Genomic DNA, 15426 nt, shown 5'->3' with positions numbered 1-15426 from the left:
ATATGGGTTGAATAAATGGCTGTATTTAGTTTTACAAATTTCCTAAGCGATCGCCTTGGTAAATTTTATTTCATCTTTATTGGTAAGGAGATAGCAGAGCTCAATCAATTTTTGAAAGTTGAGGAGGAATTCAGGGATATCCAGATCCCCATAGTATACTGTGCCTTTGTTCAATACGAATCCTCTGTGCATGAGATCTGTAAGGTTGTCGCGCCAATCGAAAATTGGATAGGTAAATAGCATTTTAATGAGATAGTACTCTGGATAACTCGCTTCCAGTAGTGATAGAGCTGTGAAATTTCCAATTTTATTTTTGTCCCGGAATATATAATATAAGGAGACCTCTCGGCGTGGAGTTAATGCTATTTCTGCATCTCTATCAACAAACCAAAAGACTTCCTCGTATAAAATATCTAAGAGTGTTATTGACTGGGTAAATAGCCAAAATCTACTTTCAGGAATATATACTTTGAACGCATTATCCCAGCTTTTAAAGTCCCTCTCTGCTGATATATATAGGCTGTTAATGAATGCTTGCCAGTCCTGTAGATCTTCTCCTCCCAAAATGTTTTTGATTTTTTGGAGGGTCTCGGTCTTTTGTGGACTTTTCTTTATTTCACCTGTCAATGTGTTGATTTTTTCAGATGTTGGAGTTTCTTCCGCTAAATTTTCAGAAATTTCGCTCTTTACATTTTTTTCCTGATAAGATTCAGGGGTATTCGGCAGAATTGCATCTTCATAGATCTTTCCGAGAGCAGCAGCTAGGCGCAGTAGGAATTCTTTTATAGCAAGAATTTCATGACCGTTGTCGCCTAAAAAGCCATTATCTCTGTCTCCTAAACTTATCCATAAATCATCAAGAATGTTGTACCATTGTTGTAAAGACTCATAAGAAAAAAAACGGCTAATGCTGTCTGCTGCAGTATCAATATTGCTTGCCGATGAGTCTGTTGCTAATAGCTGATTCCAGTAGTCTGAAACGCCTTTGTTGAACTTCAGCGGTTGTTCTATTGTTTTTAGTTTACATTTCCTAAAAATAACATAGGCCAATTCCACCTGTTCAATTAATTTTCTAGTGAGATATCCGGTAGAGGAACGTGGTGGGTTCATCTTTGCGTTTGAAGCCGCGTTAATTAGCGTATTTAGGTCGGCTAACCAGTCACGTATGGATGTTTCGCTTTCAAAGAACCCAATGAGATATTTCATCGGATCGTCGATGTGTTCTTGGGTTAAATAGCGAAAATGTTTCGCTTTTAGTTTCTTTTGCGTATTTTTCATCAGATTATATGTTTTAAAGTTGATGAAACTGCTGCTTGGGCTCATAATGATCTGTGCACTGATCTATAGCCCTGTTGGTTTCATTTGTTAGTTTTTGGTGAATGATGTGTTTATAATTATCAATAGTTAAGCTAATTTAAACACTAATTTTCAATTAATCAAATTTTATATTGATAATTATTGATTATGAGTTCTTTTTTAACGAGAATTAAAGTTATTGCAGATCGAGAAGGACTGAGCGTGACAGCCTTTGAAACTGCCGTTGGAGCTAGTAGAGGCGTATTTACACGTGCCTTAACCAACAATACAGATGTACAGGCGAAATGGTTAGTTAGTATTGTTGAAAAATATCCTGCATATTCTTCCGAATGGTTGTTAAAAGGCGAAGGTGAGATGCTAAAGCCCGTTCTTGCTCAGGAAGAAGAAAAGGAGGGTTATGTGACAAATGAAATTGAAGGCGTTACTAATGCCGTTGTCAACTCCTTAAGACAGGTTATATCGTCACAAAATATCACAATTAAATCTCAGGAGAAGACAATTATTTCGTTGGAGCGATTATTGTCAATTCAAGAGCAAGAAATAAAATCGTTAAGAAATAAATAAACAGCCAACATTTAAAAAAGCTATAAGTGAATGTAAAGGAACGTGTGCTGCTGATCGCTGAAACCAAAGGCATCAGTAAGACCGAATTTTTTAAAGATGTGCAACTTTCCTATGCAAACTTTAAGGGAGGGCAGAAAAATACTGCACTCAGTTCAGATGCTATGGTGGCTATATTGTCCAAACATCCTGACATTAGCCCAGCCTGGTTGCTCATGGGTGAAGGGACTATGATGCGAAAGGATGAGAAGGGGGCACTCAGTGCTCTACCTGCCGAAACAGCTCATTTCACTGCCGAAGGTCTTGGTATTTATAAACAGCTGGTTAATGCCTTAGAGCAAACGGTCAAGGCACAGGAAAAAACAATCCTCTCATTGGAAGGTCAGGTAAGTTTATTACAGCGCAAATAGCCACATTGCGTAGTTTAGAAACCAAACAATCTCCTGCCCAAAAAAATACCTGATTCCGGTGATTTCATTGGCCTCCTTTTTGTTTTAATTTCGTTATTGCAACGGTGCGTGTTTGACCGGTAGCCAGGAAAAGTTTCTGTTGCATTTATTGATGTCTCGTTCCCTGCTGTTGATCGCAATGGAGCGACCACTGGTCATGTATTCAAAGAATTAATTTTATGCCAAAAAAAGGATTACTCATACTCTGCTTTTTTGTTAGTTGGTTTGTGCATCACGCAGTAGCACAGCCAGCGGGTCAACGGCCACTTTATACCTCAACATGGGGGCACCTTTTCCGTGAAGCAGGAAATAATAAAGACCTCTAGGGAGTTTTTCCAACAGAGGCACCTGTGTATCTGTTGGGTTCCACCAATACGCAGTACAAAGTGCAGGTGAATAATGGGGATATCGGTTTTATAGACCGTCAGCCTCTGAAAAGTGCCATGGATGGAAAAAGGTCTGCCAGAGAACCACAACAATATTTCTATCGCGGAACCGAAGGCGCTCAATGCCCACATTTCTATGTACAGGTCTCGCAATTGCGCGTGCGTAAGGCACCCAATACCACAAGTACCGCTGTGCGTAGGGCGGGGCTCAATGAAATGGTATGTATCGATTATGTGCCGCTCTACACAGATGGATGGGTCTACATCGGAGACCACTTCCATGAAAATCCGGAGTACATTCAGATGAAATTTTTGGGTGCTGAGTTAAGCTATGACAAGGTCCTTAAAGAATATTTGGCTGTCAAAGGGAAGGACCAGGAGGAAGAACTGATACAGGCAGGCCGTCTACGTGAAATCGGCTGGACGAAGTATTCCAAGTTAAAACAGGCGCTTACCTATTGGAAGGAATCTTACGACAAAGCGGGAAAAGTGGACCCCAAGGTTGATATCGATTTTGAACTGTTAATGGCCGATAAATTTCAACATGAGTTCCAGTCCGAAGTGTACACAAAGAAACTGAAGGCCTTAAACTTCCATTTCGAATGGAAAGGAGTGTCTTTATTTGATGGTAAAATCACAGATGGACAAATGAAGCAACTGGCGCTGCAGGGGGTTACCGAAATCCCCGATATGCCCGAATGTGGCTGGGAGCCGCAGTATTATTATAAAACACCGAATATGATCGTTGCCTTTGAAGAAAATTATAAAGGCAAAGTGGTCGGAACCTTGTATAAGCTATTTTTTAGTGCGGGTGAAGCTATTGTGTTGGGGGACCAGCGGATGGATGCCAATTATGCGGAAAGAGACTTTGTAAACCACTTTGGTGAACTGCTTTCGGCAGACTGGATTTCAACGCCACATACTTTCTATATTCAAAATGGCGATGCAGGATTATTTATTTTCAGATTTGTTGATGGGAAACTCGCCAGCTATGAGTGTATGTATTATTGTTGATATTCGGAAATAGCGTCGGGGTCACGTAAAGACCTCCAAGTGTCTGAAAATGTCCCTCGTTTGTGTCTTTAGTAGGGGTTTTATTAACCATGAGGAACAGGGATGCTCAAAAAAGTAAGGCCCTTTGAAAGGAGATTAAAATTCCGCTTTCAAAGGGCCTTTGTATGTTATTGAAAACTTAAATTACACTATTTGCATTTCAAAGAGTTGGGCAATATGGCCTTTAAGTTTCCCTTTCACGTCTTCCATATCAACTTCTTTGCCAAGCTCCCGTTTTAAAGACGTTACATCCTTATCGTCGATGCCGCAAGGAATGATGTTGCCGAAATAATCAAGATCTGTATTGACATTGAATGCGAAGCCATGCATGGTCACCCAGCGTGAAGCACGCACGCCCATTGCACAGATCTTGCGTGCAGTTGGTTTATCCGGTTCTATCCATACTCCCGTAAACCCGGGATATCTCCCTGCTTCGATACCATAATCCGCACAGGACAATATGATAGCTTCTTCCAGTGTACGCAGATACAGATGGATATCCGTAAAGAAGTTGTCGAGATCCAGTATCGGATAACCGACAATCTGTCCCGGACCATGATAGGTAATGTCGCCACCACGGTTGATCTTGTAGAATTTGGCCTCTTTCTCTTCCAGTCCTTTCTCATCTAGGAGCAGGTATTCCTCGTGCCCGCTTTTCCCTAAGGTGTAAACATGGGGATGTGCTGTAAAGATCAAGTAATTTGGGGTATTTGCTGCTGTTGCATTGACTCTATTGTCATGTTTGATGTCCAATACGCCCTTAAAGATGGATTCTTGTCTGTCCCAGGCTTCCTGATAATCGACAAGGCCCCAATCTTGAAACTGCACCTCTTTGTTCATTTCGTATTTTATTAAGCTGTGAACAGGTATAAGGCCCGTTCACAGCATTGTTTGTCAAAATTAATACAATAAGTTATTGTAAGGGTAGCGTTCATTGTGCATTTTCACAATAATATCGTAAAGTTTTTGTTTGAACTCTTCGATATTCGTTTTATTCGTTGCTGATAGAAAGATTGCTGGATCAGAATTTTTTGCCATCCAGGAATTACGAAAATCATCCAACGTGACCTCGATTTCCTCACCATCGTGTCCTTCTTCGACGGCCGGTTTATAAAGGTCAATTTTGTTGAACACTGTAATCACCGGTTTGTCAAGTGCTTTAAGATCCTTCAATGTTTCGTTTACCGCCTGGATATGATCTTCAAAATTCGGATGCGAGATGTCGACCACATGGATCAGGACATCGGCTTCCCGAACTTCATCCAATGTGGATTTGAAACATTCCACCAAATGGTGCGGTAGTTTGCGGATAAAACCAACGGTATCTGAAAGCAAAAAAGGAAGGTTGTCGATCACAACTTTACGTACCGTCGTATCCAATGTTGCGAAAAGTTTATTCTCGATCAGTACATCAGACTTGGAGATCATATTCATGATCGTTGATTTTCCGACATTGGTGTAACCTACCAAAGCTACACGGATCATCTCGCCACGGTTTTTTCGTTGTGTCTCGTTTTGCTTGTCGATTGCTTTTAGGCGTTCTTTGAACAGGGAAATCTTGTCCAGGATGATCCGTCTATCGGTCTCGATCTGTGACTCACCCGGACCACGCATACCAATACCCCCGCGCTGACGTTCCAAGTGGGTCCACATACGGGTCAGACGCGGTAATAGATATTGCAGCTGTGCCAATTCGACCTGTGTCTTTGCCTGTGCAGTTTTGGCATGTCGGGCAAAGATGTCCAGGATAAGGTTGGAGCGGTCCAATATCTTGCGTTTCAATTCTTTCTCAATATTACGCAGCTGCGAAGGTGAAAGCTCATCGTCGAAAACAACGATGTCAATTTCCTCCGCTTCAACGTATGCTTTTATTTCTTCCAGCTTTCCACTGCCGACAAATGTAGCGCGATCTGGGAAGCCCAGTTTCTGTGTAAACATGCCTTTGGTCTCGCCACCGGCAGTCTGTACCAAAAATTCAAGTTCCTCCAAATATTCCTTTGCTTTTGTCTCCGTCACACTTGGCGTGATCACACTCACCAAGACGGCTGTTTCGGGTTTTATTGCTGTATCGTGTATTTTAATTCTGGCCATTTTGTACTATTAAGTCTTTCAAGTGAAGTAGGGAGGTCATTAAGCTTTGCAATGTATGCTATTGCCTACCTCTTGTTATACGTTCACTTTTTAAATTATTTTCAATGAGCTTGTAAGCCCGGTTTTTGTTTGAAAAGGTAAATTTAAGAATTTATGCGTTTGTACACCACACAAGACTGATGCCGATTATGACATAATTCTCCATTAACCAATAAATTTCCTGTGATTTGCTTACCAGGGCAACTCAAAATATGTAAGCGTTCGGTCGCCATCTTTTGCCTAGTAAAAGAAGGGATATTTTTCTATATCATGTTCATAATGATGCAAAAGTAAATAAATTTGGTTTTATATACAAAAAAGATAAATTGTCTTCAAGAACTAATAAAAACAATTCGTATCCTATTTATGTTGACGAGTGGCCTTTAGATCCCAATGCGCTCTATTTATTCACTTAAACACGTTATCGATTTATTTGCTGGCCCCGCTTTTTATTTCGAAAATGACATGCGATTAAGAAATCTTGTCCCAGGCAATGCCATCTGATTTTCTGGCGAGGAAGCTTCGCAGCAACTGATTCTTTTCGCTTTGTAGCGTTGGGTCTTCTTTGAAGATAGCAATGACCGTGTTGCGGCATTCTGTAAGCAATGCCTGATCTGTCGCCAGATTCGCCATCTTGAGGTCAAGTACACCCGATTGTTGCGTGCCGGAGATGTCGCCCGGGCCACGTAACTGTAGATCGACTTCTGCAATTTCAAATCCGTCATTGGTACGCACCATGGTATCCAGCCTTAATCGTCCTTCTTTGCTCAGCTTATTGCCCGACATCAGAATACAGAAAGACTGTTCAGCACCACGGCCTACACGGCCACGTAATTGATGCAGCTGGGATAGTCCAAATCGTTCGGAATTTTCAATGACCATCACCGATGCATTGGGAACATTAACGCCCACCTCGATAACGGTAGTGGCAACCATAATCTGTGTTTCGTGTTTGACAAAGCGCTGCATCTCAAAGTCCTTGTCCTTTACAGGCATCTTGCCATGAACAATACTGATCTTGTATTGTGGTAATGGAAATTCACGTTGTAAGTTCTCCAAACCTGCTTCAAGGTAGATCAGGTCCAGTTTTTCGCTTTCCTTGATGAGGGGATATACCACATAGACCTGTCTTCCCTTGGCGATCTCCTCACGCATAAAACCAAACATCCGTAAACGGGAGCTTTCAAAAAAGTGAACAGTCTTAATCGGTTTACGCCCAGCAGGTAATTCGTCAATTACAGAGATGTCCAAGTCGCCATACATGGTCATGGCCAATGTGCGTGGAATTGGTGTCGCTGTCATGACCAACATATGCGGTGGAATGACATTCTTGCGCCAGAGTTTGGCCCGTTGTTCCACGCCAAAGCGGTGTTGTTCGTCAATAACAACGAAGCCCAGGTTCTTGAACTGTACCTTATCCTCGATCAGGGCGTGGGTGCCAATTAAAATATCTAAGCTGCCATCTTCCAGTGCCTGGTGGATCAAACGGCGTTCCTTTGTGCTTGTGGATCCTGTAAGTAGCTTGATATTGACGATGTCATCGCCCACGAGCTGCTTTAGTCCATGATAATGCTGTGTCGCCAGGATTTCTGTAGGAGCCATCATACAGGCCTGAAATCCATTGTCGACAGCAAGCAGCATGCTCATGAGGGCAACAACTGTTTTCCCGGAACCTACATCGCCCTGTACCAGGCGGTTCATCTGCGCACCTGTATTGGTATCCATGCGGATTTCCTTCACAACGCGCTTTTGCGCTCCTGTCAAAGGAAATGGAAGGCGCTCGTTAAAGAACGTGTTGAATTTTTCACCGACTTTATTGAACCGCTGGCCTCTGAATTTCTGTGTGTTGAGCTGCTTGTTGTTGAGCAGCTTCAGCTGAATAAAAAATAGCTCTTCAAATTTGATGCGTTTGATGGCCTGGTTCAGCTCCTTTTGATCGCTTGGAAAGTGAATGGATGCAAAAGCCTGTTGCCTGGAAATAAGGCGATGTTTAGTGAGCACATCCTCGGGAAGCGATTCGTCAATACTGCGGAATACGGTTTCCAAAGCAGTCTCTTGTAAGCGTTGGATTCCCTTGGTATCCAGATTGAACTTTTTGAGTTTTTCTGTCGATGAATAAACCGGCTGTAAACTCATATTGCCGATCTGTTTTACCTGCGGGTTATACAGATCCATTTCGGGATGGGTAATGGATAGCTGGCCATTGAATTCGCTCGGCTTGCCATAAATAATATAGGCGGATCCGACTTTCAATGATTTTTGAAGCCAGGGGATGGACTGAAACCAGACCAGTTCCATGGAGCCGGTCTCATCTTTGAATGAGCCAACAAGACGTTTCGTTCTCTTTTCGCCTACGAGCTGTAAAGAAACCAGACGGCCCAGCACCTGTGCAGCCATCATATCGGGATGAAGTTTCCGGATTTTATGAAACTCCGTACGGTCGATATAACGGAAAGGATACTGTGTCAATAGATCACCAATCGTAAATACCTGTAGCTCTTTTTTGAGTACATCTGCTTTTTGTGGACCTACACCTTTGAGGTATTCTATCGGGGTAATTAAACGTAATTCAGCCATTCTTCTTGATGGCTAAATTACGAAAAATTTATGCGTTTATGGAGCTGTTTCTTAGGCTCGAGTAACTATTTTGAAGCGGATTCTTCATATTTAATGTCCGCTTTTCCTTCTTTACAGATCACGCCCAATGGTTTGCGATAAGATATACAATTTATTTTGGGCGCCATCATTGGTTGGTATATTTCCATTAGTCGGTTGTTGTCATTGATCATGTTTTGCAAGGTTGTTTTGTCTACCGATTTATGATAGGGGAGGTAACTTGTTCCACATACTGTCCGTATTTCTATCATTTCCCATTCTGTGGCATCACTACATGCTTTAGGGCTCGCAAAGGCAATGATTTTACTGTATTTTTCATCGGATAGGGATTCGAGTTCCTTTTCTGTTTTGTCCTTGTAGGGATTTTCTAAATGTGATTCTGATTTACAAACAACAAATAGCATGCAACATGCCAGGAGGGTGATAAAACCCAGGATTGAGAGATTTTTCATAATATTCTTCTTGGTTTTTTTAATTGAACGGGTAATTCTTTATCTCTGCTACAGGAACTTTCTATTAAGTTTTTGTTAAGAGAAATTTGATTTTGAAATCTTTTGTGGTTGATTTCTGTTGTATTGTAGGTTTAAAACAACATTATTTAGTTGACTTTGTAATATAGTTACAACAATCTGGAAACTTTGATTAACTTTCAAGATATCATAAAAAAGGGGCAATCCAGCTATGGATTGCCCCTTTTTGAGATTTATCTCGGCTAATCTCTTGATTAGAAATTACCCTTATTTACATCCCACCAAAGTCTGGTACCGCCGTTGTCAGGTCCGCCCAACAAGGAGATTGCAGATTGTACTTCAGCTGCATTTGTATTGTATTCATTTTGTGGGAACGGTAAACGACGGATCTGTATTTTAGTGTCGATCAGTCCACCGCTATTGTTGACCACAACAGGGAATAGACGCGGATATCCTGTACGGCGGAATTCACTCCAGGCCTCTTGTCCTTCAGGGAAGATCGCCAACCATTTTTGCGTAATGATACGTTCCAATTTTTCTTCGTTGGTAGCGCCCTCATTCCATTTGATGGTCAGTGCGCTTGGTGAAGCTGCGTTATTCTTCGCGTTGAAAGGATCCTCGTAAGCCGCTGCCTTACTTGTATTATCATTGAGATAAGTGCTTAACCCAGCTGATACACCCCATTGTGTAAAGGACGTTTCCACTCCTTTTTCATAAAGTGATTGCGCTGTTCCCCCAGCATTGTTCCAACCTCTCAATGCTGCTTCGGCACGGAGGAAGTAAACCTCAGCAGCAGTCATTAATATCGGTGCTGTAGTCGCTACGAAAGTTGGCGTTGTACCTTCAGTATTCAATGCCGATAGCTTTTGGTATTTATCCTTTTCGATGCCGTCTGCTCCTGCACGGATTCCGATATATTTTCCCGCGAAAGCTGTTGTTGTTGCGTCTTTAATGACGGGAGACATATACTTAGAGATACGAGGGTCGTTCAATCCGGTCATATAAGACGAAAGTGTCGCATTGATACGCGTGTCAGCCCAGTTTTTGGAAATAAACCAAAGTGGGTTGCTGTAGGTTCCATCTGCTGGTACAGTGATCTTGAAGTTTTCGCTATTACTTTCCAATACACCGCCATTTGCTGGATCCAATGCTTTTTCAGCTTGTGTTTTTGCTAAAGTTGCATCGATTTTAACCAAACGCATCGCTAAACGAAGACGTAACGAATTGGCGATTTTTAGCCAATTTTTAAATCTGACCTGATTATCGGTATTCGGAAATACCAAATCGATCTGGTCTATTTTAGCAGCCATTGGGCTATCCGCTTTGTATGATTTTAATGCTGTTACAGCCTCATCGAGCTCTTTGAAGAAAGCAGCATATACATCGGATTGTTTGTCGTATGGAACAGTATTGGAGGTGCCTACTTTACTATAGGGGATAGGACCATAGATATCTGTCACTCGGCTGGCAGCTTCTACTTTGATCACCAAAGCCGAACCCCATAATGCAGGGTAAGTCTCTGCAAGTCCATTGCTTTTTAGCTTTTCAATAGATTTAATAACATTCAAATAGAGTACTTTAAATGGTTCTCCATTCCATCCATTTACCATGGCGTAATTCAGGTTGTTCTGCCCGCTATTAAACGGAGTAGGAGACATGAAGAAACCTGAAAATACATCCGCATTTAGATTCTGTTGTACCTGATAGGAATTGGGATCGCCCGCGCCCGAGAAATTGTAAATAGACATCTGTGCATTTCGCAAGAAAATGACAAGATCTTGGCCATCACCTTTTAAATCCTCATCCGTAACGCCAATGTTATTTTTGTTATAGTCCTCAAAATTCTTGGTACAACTACTTAAGGTGCCGCCAAGCATTAAAAAAGCGAGTGAGAACTTGGATATGTTTTTTATGTTAAATTTCATCTTTTAATCGTTTGTATTTTAAGACTATATAAAATATCCTCGTCATTTTTACCGATATATGTTTTTTTAAACGAGGGATATTTCATTGTTGGTCGTTTAGAAAGTCGCATTTAGTGTAAGACCATAATTACGTGTTGCCGGCATCATAAAGATATCCACCCCACTTAAGGAATTACCTGTAGACATCGTTACTTCAGGATCGAATGGAGCCTTTTTCGAAATATAGAATAGGTTTCTTCCTACAGCATTTACGCGAAGTTTTTTGAAGAAACTGTCTTTAATATTGAAGTCATAACCGAAAGTCAATTCACGCAACCGCACAACCGTTCCGTCGTAAATATATTGGCTGCTAACCGGACCCATACCAGCCGTGGAAGTGTACCATTTTTCGGCGTCCACTGTTGTTACGGCTTTACCGCTTGGTGTAACCCCATTGATGCTAACACCGCCATTGGCACGGGCGTCGCCACTCGCTTTCGAGACACCGTAACCGTCAAGCAACGCTTGCGTCACGGACATCACTTCGTAGTCAAATTTACCATCGATCAGGAAGCTTAAGTTGAAATTTTTATAATTGAAACTGTTGTTCCAGCCCATTTGCCAAATTGGGTTCGAATTTCCGAGTTTGGTATAGGTGTTGTTTTTCTGCGGAATACCGTCCTCGGAAATAAGAATCCTTCCTTGGTCGTCACGTATAAAATCTTGACCATAGATGTCTCCGAAAGAACCACCAACTTGCAATTTAGATGCAAAATTATTACGTCCCTCACCTGTTAGGGTAAATTCAGAAATACCGTCTGCAAGTTTTACAATTTTGTTTTTATTATACGTAAAGTTGAGGCTGGTTGTCCATTTAAAATTGTCATTTCTGATCGCATCCAATGATACCAATGCTTCTACCCCTTGATTTTGAATGTCGCCGGCATTAACTGCATACATGTTGTTGAGGGATGCATTTCCAGCTGCAATTTTGAAAAACTGATTGGTGGTGTTTGTTTTGTAATAAGTAACATCCACATTCAAACGGTTATTCCACATGCGCCATTCCGTACCGATCTCCAAGGAAGCCGTTTTTTCTGGTTTTAATTCCTTCAAAAAGGCAATATCATTCACGGTTAGTACCGCATATGGGTCTACCCGGTTGGTAAGCAAGGTAGTGTAAGGAGGAAGATCATTTCCGACTTTTGCGTATGAACCCCGAATTTTGGCCATATTCACAAATTCAGGTAGATTAAGCTTGTCGTTCAAGACGATGCCCAAACCGACCGACGGATAAGCGTATGGGTTTTGCGGTGTATAGGCTAATGTGCTCGACCAATCCCAACGCGAAGTCAGATCCAAATAAATCCAGTTATCATAGGCTAAGTTAGCCGATGCAAATACCGATTGCAATTGTCTTCGGTTTGCAGACAATGTCGAAGTGACCGGAGTTGTCGTATTTTGGATAAAGAACTGATTGGGAACTTTGAGTCCATCTTTGCCGCTGGTAAAATCTGTACCTTCTGTTTTCCAGTCGGTGATACTCGTTCCAACCAATCCTGTAATTTGTAATTTATCGCCAATATTAAAGTTCATGTTGGCCGTTAAATCACCGTATTGTTGGGTGATCGTGGTATTGGTATAGCTATAAGCTCCATTTTCACGCGCTAAAATGTGCTGTGTGCCGGCATAAGCTTTCCGGTCCCATACTTCGCTGGTACGGTCTACACTACCGCGGGCCTGCACGCTGATCCAAGGTGCAATTTTGTATTTCGCACTACCATTCAAGAGCAAACGATTACGTGTTGAACGTGTAGAATTACGGTTCATAATCCACCAAGGATTTTGTTGGGTGGTTTCGTCGTCCGAAAGCGTAAACCAGTTTTGATCGTAAAGATTACGGCCTGTGTTGAACGTTTCGAAATTTTTATAATCCGCAATATTTAAGCTGCGAGGTAATAGGTAGGTTCCCACTAATGGATTATAATAGAAACCTGAAGTAGGTGCATTATCTAATTTTTGCGTAATGTAATTGGCACTTCCTTCAACGGTCAGCTTATTATCAAAGAATGAAGCACTTTCCTTGAGATTGAAGTTGTGACGCATCAGGTCATTTTCTGGAAGAATACCTTTTGCAAGGGTATTGGCATAAGAAAAATACGTTTGGTTTTTCTCGTTACCACCTGACAAAGTCAATGAATTGGTGAAGTTGCTACCCGTACGGAAAAATTCACCTAAGTTATCATAGTCGGCACCATTGGTTTTGTCGCCCCAGCTAAATACACTGGTGTTACTGTTTTTGCCACCTGAACCTTGACCATATTGGCTTTGGAATTTCGGTGTCGATACAGCCTGTTCGATCTGTGCACTTGAGGAGAAGTTGATCGTTGTGCGGCCTTGTTTACCTGATTTCGTTGTTACCAAGATAACGCCGTTGGCCGCTTGGCTACCATATAATGCCGCCGCGGATGCTCCTTTTAATACGGAGATATTTTCGATGTCTTCTGGGTTGATCAATGAAATAGGGTCGCCACCATCACGTTGTCCGCCGAAAACGTTGTCTGGCTGGCTTGCTAATGTCTGATTGTTGATCGGAACACCATCGACAACATAAAGTACTTGATTGTTCCCAGAAGCCGATTTGTTACCACGCAAAATAACTTTTGCTGAACCACCTGGTCCAGAAGAGCTGGAAGCAATGTTAACACCTGCAACTTTACCGTTTAAATTATTCGCCAAGTTGGTGCTTTTAACTTTGTTTAATTCGTCACCACTGACCTGTTGTGTAGAGTATGTTAATGATTTTTGTGCACGGCTAATACCCAAAGCAGTAACGACCACGCTTTCCAGTTGCTGTGTCTGTTCGTCCAGACTTACCGTCACTGTCGTTTCGCCAGGACCAAGAGTTACCGTTTTGTTTTCATAGCCGACCGTACTGATGTTTAATATGCGGTTTTTGTCATCGACATTGATCTGGAATGCACCTTTAACGTCCGTAGAACTTGCGTTGGAAGTGCCCAATACTTTGATCGTGGCACCTGGAATAGGAGCTTTGGTTTTAGCGTCTACAACCGTTCCCTTTACTTGGCTGGTTTGCGCGTGCAATAAAGATGCTGAAAAAAGTATTGTTGGAACAATACCTAACACCCTTAATGTAGAGTATAATTTGTTATTCATATAGTATATGTGTTATATTCAGTTTTTTATATACATATTTTCATAACGGTGAAATTTCTAATGAAATGGGCTAATTCCATTTAGCATTTTGGTTAGAAGAGAAGATATTGAATAATCGGGGTGCAAAATAAGTGATTATTTGTAATAGTGTGTTTGCTATTCAATACCTGTTATAAGAAAAAAGAGCGGTATGATTTCCCTTAATAAAGATCTAATTTACTATAGTTGAGCAAAAATCAAAAATTTTATGAAACAAAAATGATACACTTTAACTGTTTTTAGTGTTTAATATTTTGATAATTAGTGTATTTTGTGTTTTGTCATTTTTTTTGTCGCATTTTAGCTGGTTGGTGGATATGAATAAAATAACTGTTTTCTGCTAGAAACTGGCCATTCCATGTGGATGAAGTTTCCTATTGCATTGGGTATCATTGTGCTTAACCGCGTGATGGCCTTGCAAAAACCTGTTTGATGTTTGCAGCATTAAATAGCATGATCGCAACCAGTATAATTCCGTAAGCGACATATTTGATTGGAGAAACGGGTTCTCCGAAATAGGTTGCAGCCAAAGTAAAAGCGATCAGTGGATTAATATAGAGCAGAACGCCAGTCGTTGTTGATGAAATGCCAATGAGTGCATACATGCTCAGGAATAGGGGGATAATCGTGAATAGCGATGCGATAAGAACTATGGTGCCCCAAAATATGGGGTCTGTAGGAATTGCATGATGATTATAGATTAGTTTGGGGATCACAAATAATGCACATATACTGAGCTGGACCACCAATTGATTGAGTTTATCGAAACCCGTAGATACCCGTTGTACGATCAGATAAAAAGCGTAACAGGTGGCAATAGTGATAGCCCATAGGACATCATGAAGCGAGCCATTTGCAAGGAGGCAAACGCTGCCAAAGGCAATAAAAGCGCTGTTTTTTGCCAGTTCGTTAGCTTTTCCTGGAGCATGAGATAGGCACCCGCCGCCGTGATCAGGGGGCAGGTCAGGTAAGCCAATGCCGCAGACTGAATGCTAATATGGTTGACCGCATAGATATAAGTAAACCAGTTGCCAAAGATTAACGCCGAAGCGAGGAAGGTAAGACAAATTTGACGGATCTTGCCCACTCGAGGTAGAAGCTGAAACTTAAGAATATCAGCTTTAAAGGTTTTTCTTCGAAACAGCAGCAGGTATATCCAAAGGATCAGGAGCGCAGTTATTATTCTAAAATAGAGAATATCCTCGGCCGGATAGACGCGTATCCAGCGTACAGGGATAGACATAAAACCCCAGATAAAAGGGGCCAAAAAAGCCGCGAAAAGATATTTTCCGCGGCTTGCTGTTTCGTTGTTATTTTCCACGGA

At 41.6% G+C, this 15426-nt stretch carries 12 protein-coding genes; 3 read left to right on the top strand and 9 right to left on the bottom strand.

Annotated elements, in window-relative coordinates; all coding sequences use genetic code 11:
- Positions 1-42 precede the first annotated feature (42 nt).
- Complete coding sequence (locus tag B3H30_RS08825) at positions 43-1278, bottom strand: hypothetical protein (protein WP_286833930.1); 1236 nt, start codon at positions 1276-1278, stop codon at positions 43-45.
- 186 nt (positions 1279-1464) lie between these two features.
- Here B3H30_RS08825 and B3H30_RS08820 point away from each other — a divergent pair, with 186 nt between their 5' ends.
- The 3 genes from B3H30_RS08820 (at position 1465) to B3H30_RS08810 (ending at position 3727) form a co-directional block, all read left to right on the top strand.
- Complete coding sequence (locus B3H30_RS08820) at positions 1465-1881, top strand: hypothetical protein (RefSeq protein ID WP_070561335.1); 417 nt, start codon at positions 1465-1467, stop codon at positions 1879-1881.
- A gap of 26 nt (positions 1882-1907) precedes the next feature.
- Positions 1908-2288, top strand: coding sequence for a hypothetical protein (locus tag B3H30_RS08815; protein WP_201640022.1), 381 nt, complete (start codon positions 1908-1910; stop codon positions 2286-2288).
- Between the two features lie 389 nt (positions 2289-2677).
- A complete protein-coding gene (locus B3H30_RS08810; RefSeq protein WP_286833928.1) occupies positions 2678-3727 on the top strand; it encodes a hypothetical protein in 1050 nt (349 codons plus the stop codon).
- A gap of 183 nt (positions 3728-3910) precedes the next feature.
- Here the strand turns inward: B3H30_RS08810 and lipB are convergent, their stop codons facing one another.
- The 8 genes from lipB to B3H30_RS08770 all read right to left on the bottom strand — a co-directional run bounded on the left by lipB (position 3911) and on the right by B3H30_RS08770 (position 15423).
- Positions 3911-4606 carry a lipoyl(octanoyl) transferase LipB gene (gene lipB / locus B3H30_RS08805; protein WP_286710262.1) on the bottom strand — a complete coding sequence of 232 codons (696 nt, stop codon included), beginning with the start codon at positions 4604-4606 and terminating at the stop codon, positions 3911-3913.
- Between the two features lie 60 nt (positions 4607-4666).
- On the bottom strand, positions 4667-5857 hold the full coding sequence (gene hflX, locus B3H30_RS08800; protein WP_046672676.1) for a GTPase HflX: 1191 nt from the start codon (positions 5855-5857) through the stop codon (positions 4667-4669).
- Positions 5858-6367: 510 nt separating this feature from the next.
- Positions 6368-8473, bottom strand: a complete 2106-nt coding sequence (gene recG, locus B3H30_RS08795) for an ATP-dependent DNA helicase RecG (RefSeq protein WP_070561328.1) — start codon at positions 8471-8473, stop codon at positions 6368-6370.
- A gap of 65 nt (positions 8474-8538) precedes the next feature.
- Entirely contained in the window at positions 8539-8964 is a 426-nt protein-coding gene (locus B3H30_RS08790) for a hypothetical protein (RefSeq protein WP_070561326.1), read from the bottom strand.
- A gap of 272 nt (positions 8965-9236) precedes the next feature.
- Complete coding sequence (locus B3H30_RS08785; RefSeq protein ID WP_070561324.1) at positions 9237-10907, bottom strand: RagB/SusD family nutrient uptake outer membrane protein; 1671 nt, start codon at positions 10905-10907, stop codon at positions 9237-9239.
- Positions 10908-11003: 96 nt separating this feature from the next.
- Complete coding sequence (locus tag B3H30_RS08780; protein WP_286710261.1) at positions 11004-14063, bottom strand: SusC/RagA family TonB-linked outer membrane protein; 3060 nt, start codon at positions 14061-14063, stop codon at positions 11004-11006.
- Positions 14064-14500: 437 nt separating this feature from the next.
- Entirely contained in the window at positions 14501-14893 is a 393-nt protein-coding gene (locus tag B3H30_RS08775) for an EamA family transporter (RefSeq protein WP_286710277.1), read from the bottom strand.
- On the bottom strand, positions 14893-15423 hold the full coding sequence (locus B3H30_RS08770; protein ID WP_286710260.1) for an EamA family transporter: 531 nt from the start codon (positions 15421-15423) through the stop codon (positions 14893-14895). Before B3H30_RS08770 ends, B3H30_RS08775 begins: the two co-directional genes overlap by 1 nt.
- Positions 15424-15426 lie beyond the last annotated feature (3 nt).

Source organism: Sphingobacterium sp. UBA7038, assembly GCF_002494055.1.
Classification (GTDB): domain Bacteria; phylum Bacteroidota; class Bacteroidia; order Sphingobacteriales; family Sphingobacteriaceae; genus Sphingobacterium; species Sphingobacterium multivorum.
This window is presented reverse-complemented; position numbering and strand designations above follow the sequence as displayed.

Bases quoted from the DNA above. Each gene is read 5' to 3' on its own strand.
- B3H30_RS08820 (WP_070561335.1), top strand. From the start codon at position 1,465: ATGAGTTCTTTTTTAACGAGAATTAAAGTTATTGCAGATCGAGAAGGA.
- recG (WP_070561328.1), bottom strand. From the start codon at position 8,473: ATGGCTGAATTACGTTTAATTACCCCGATAGAATACCTCAAAGGTGTA.
- B3H30_RS08785 (WP_070561324.1), bottom strand. From the start codon at position 10,907: ATGAAATTTAACATAAAAAACATATCCAAGTTCTCACTCGCTTTTTTA.
- lipB (WP_286710262.1), bottom strand. From the start codon at position 4,606: ATGAACAAAGAGGTGCAGTTTCAAGATTGGGGCCTTGTCGATTATCAG.
- B3H30_RS08790 (WP_070561326.1), bottom strand. From the start codon at position 8,964: ATGAAAAATCTCTCAATCCTGGGTTTTATCACCCTCCTGGCATGTTGC.
- hflX (WP_046672676.1), bottom strand. From the start codon at position 5,857: ATGGCCAGAATTAAAATACACGATACAGCAATAAAACCCGAAACAGCC.
- B3H30_RS08825 (WP_286833930.1), bottom strand. From the start codon at position 1,278: ATGAAAAATACGCAAAAGAAACTAAAAGCGAAACATTTTCGCTATTTA.
- B3H30_RS08780 (WP_286710261.1), bottom strand. From the start codon at position 14,063: ATGAATAACAAATTATACTCTACATTAAGGGTGTTAGGTATTGTTCCA.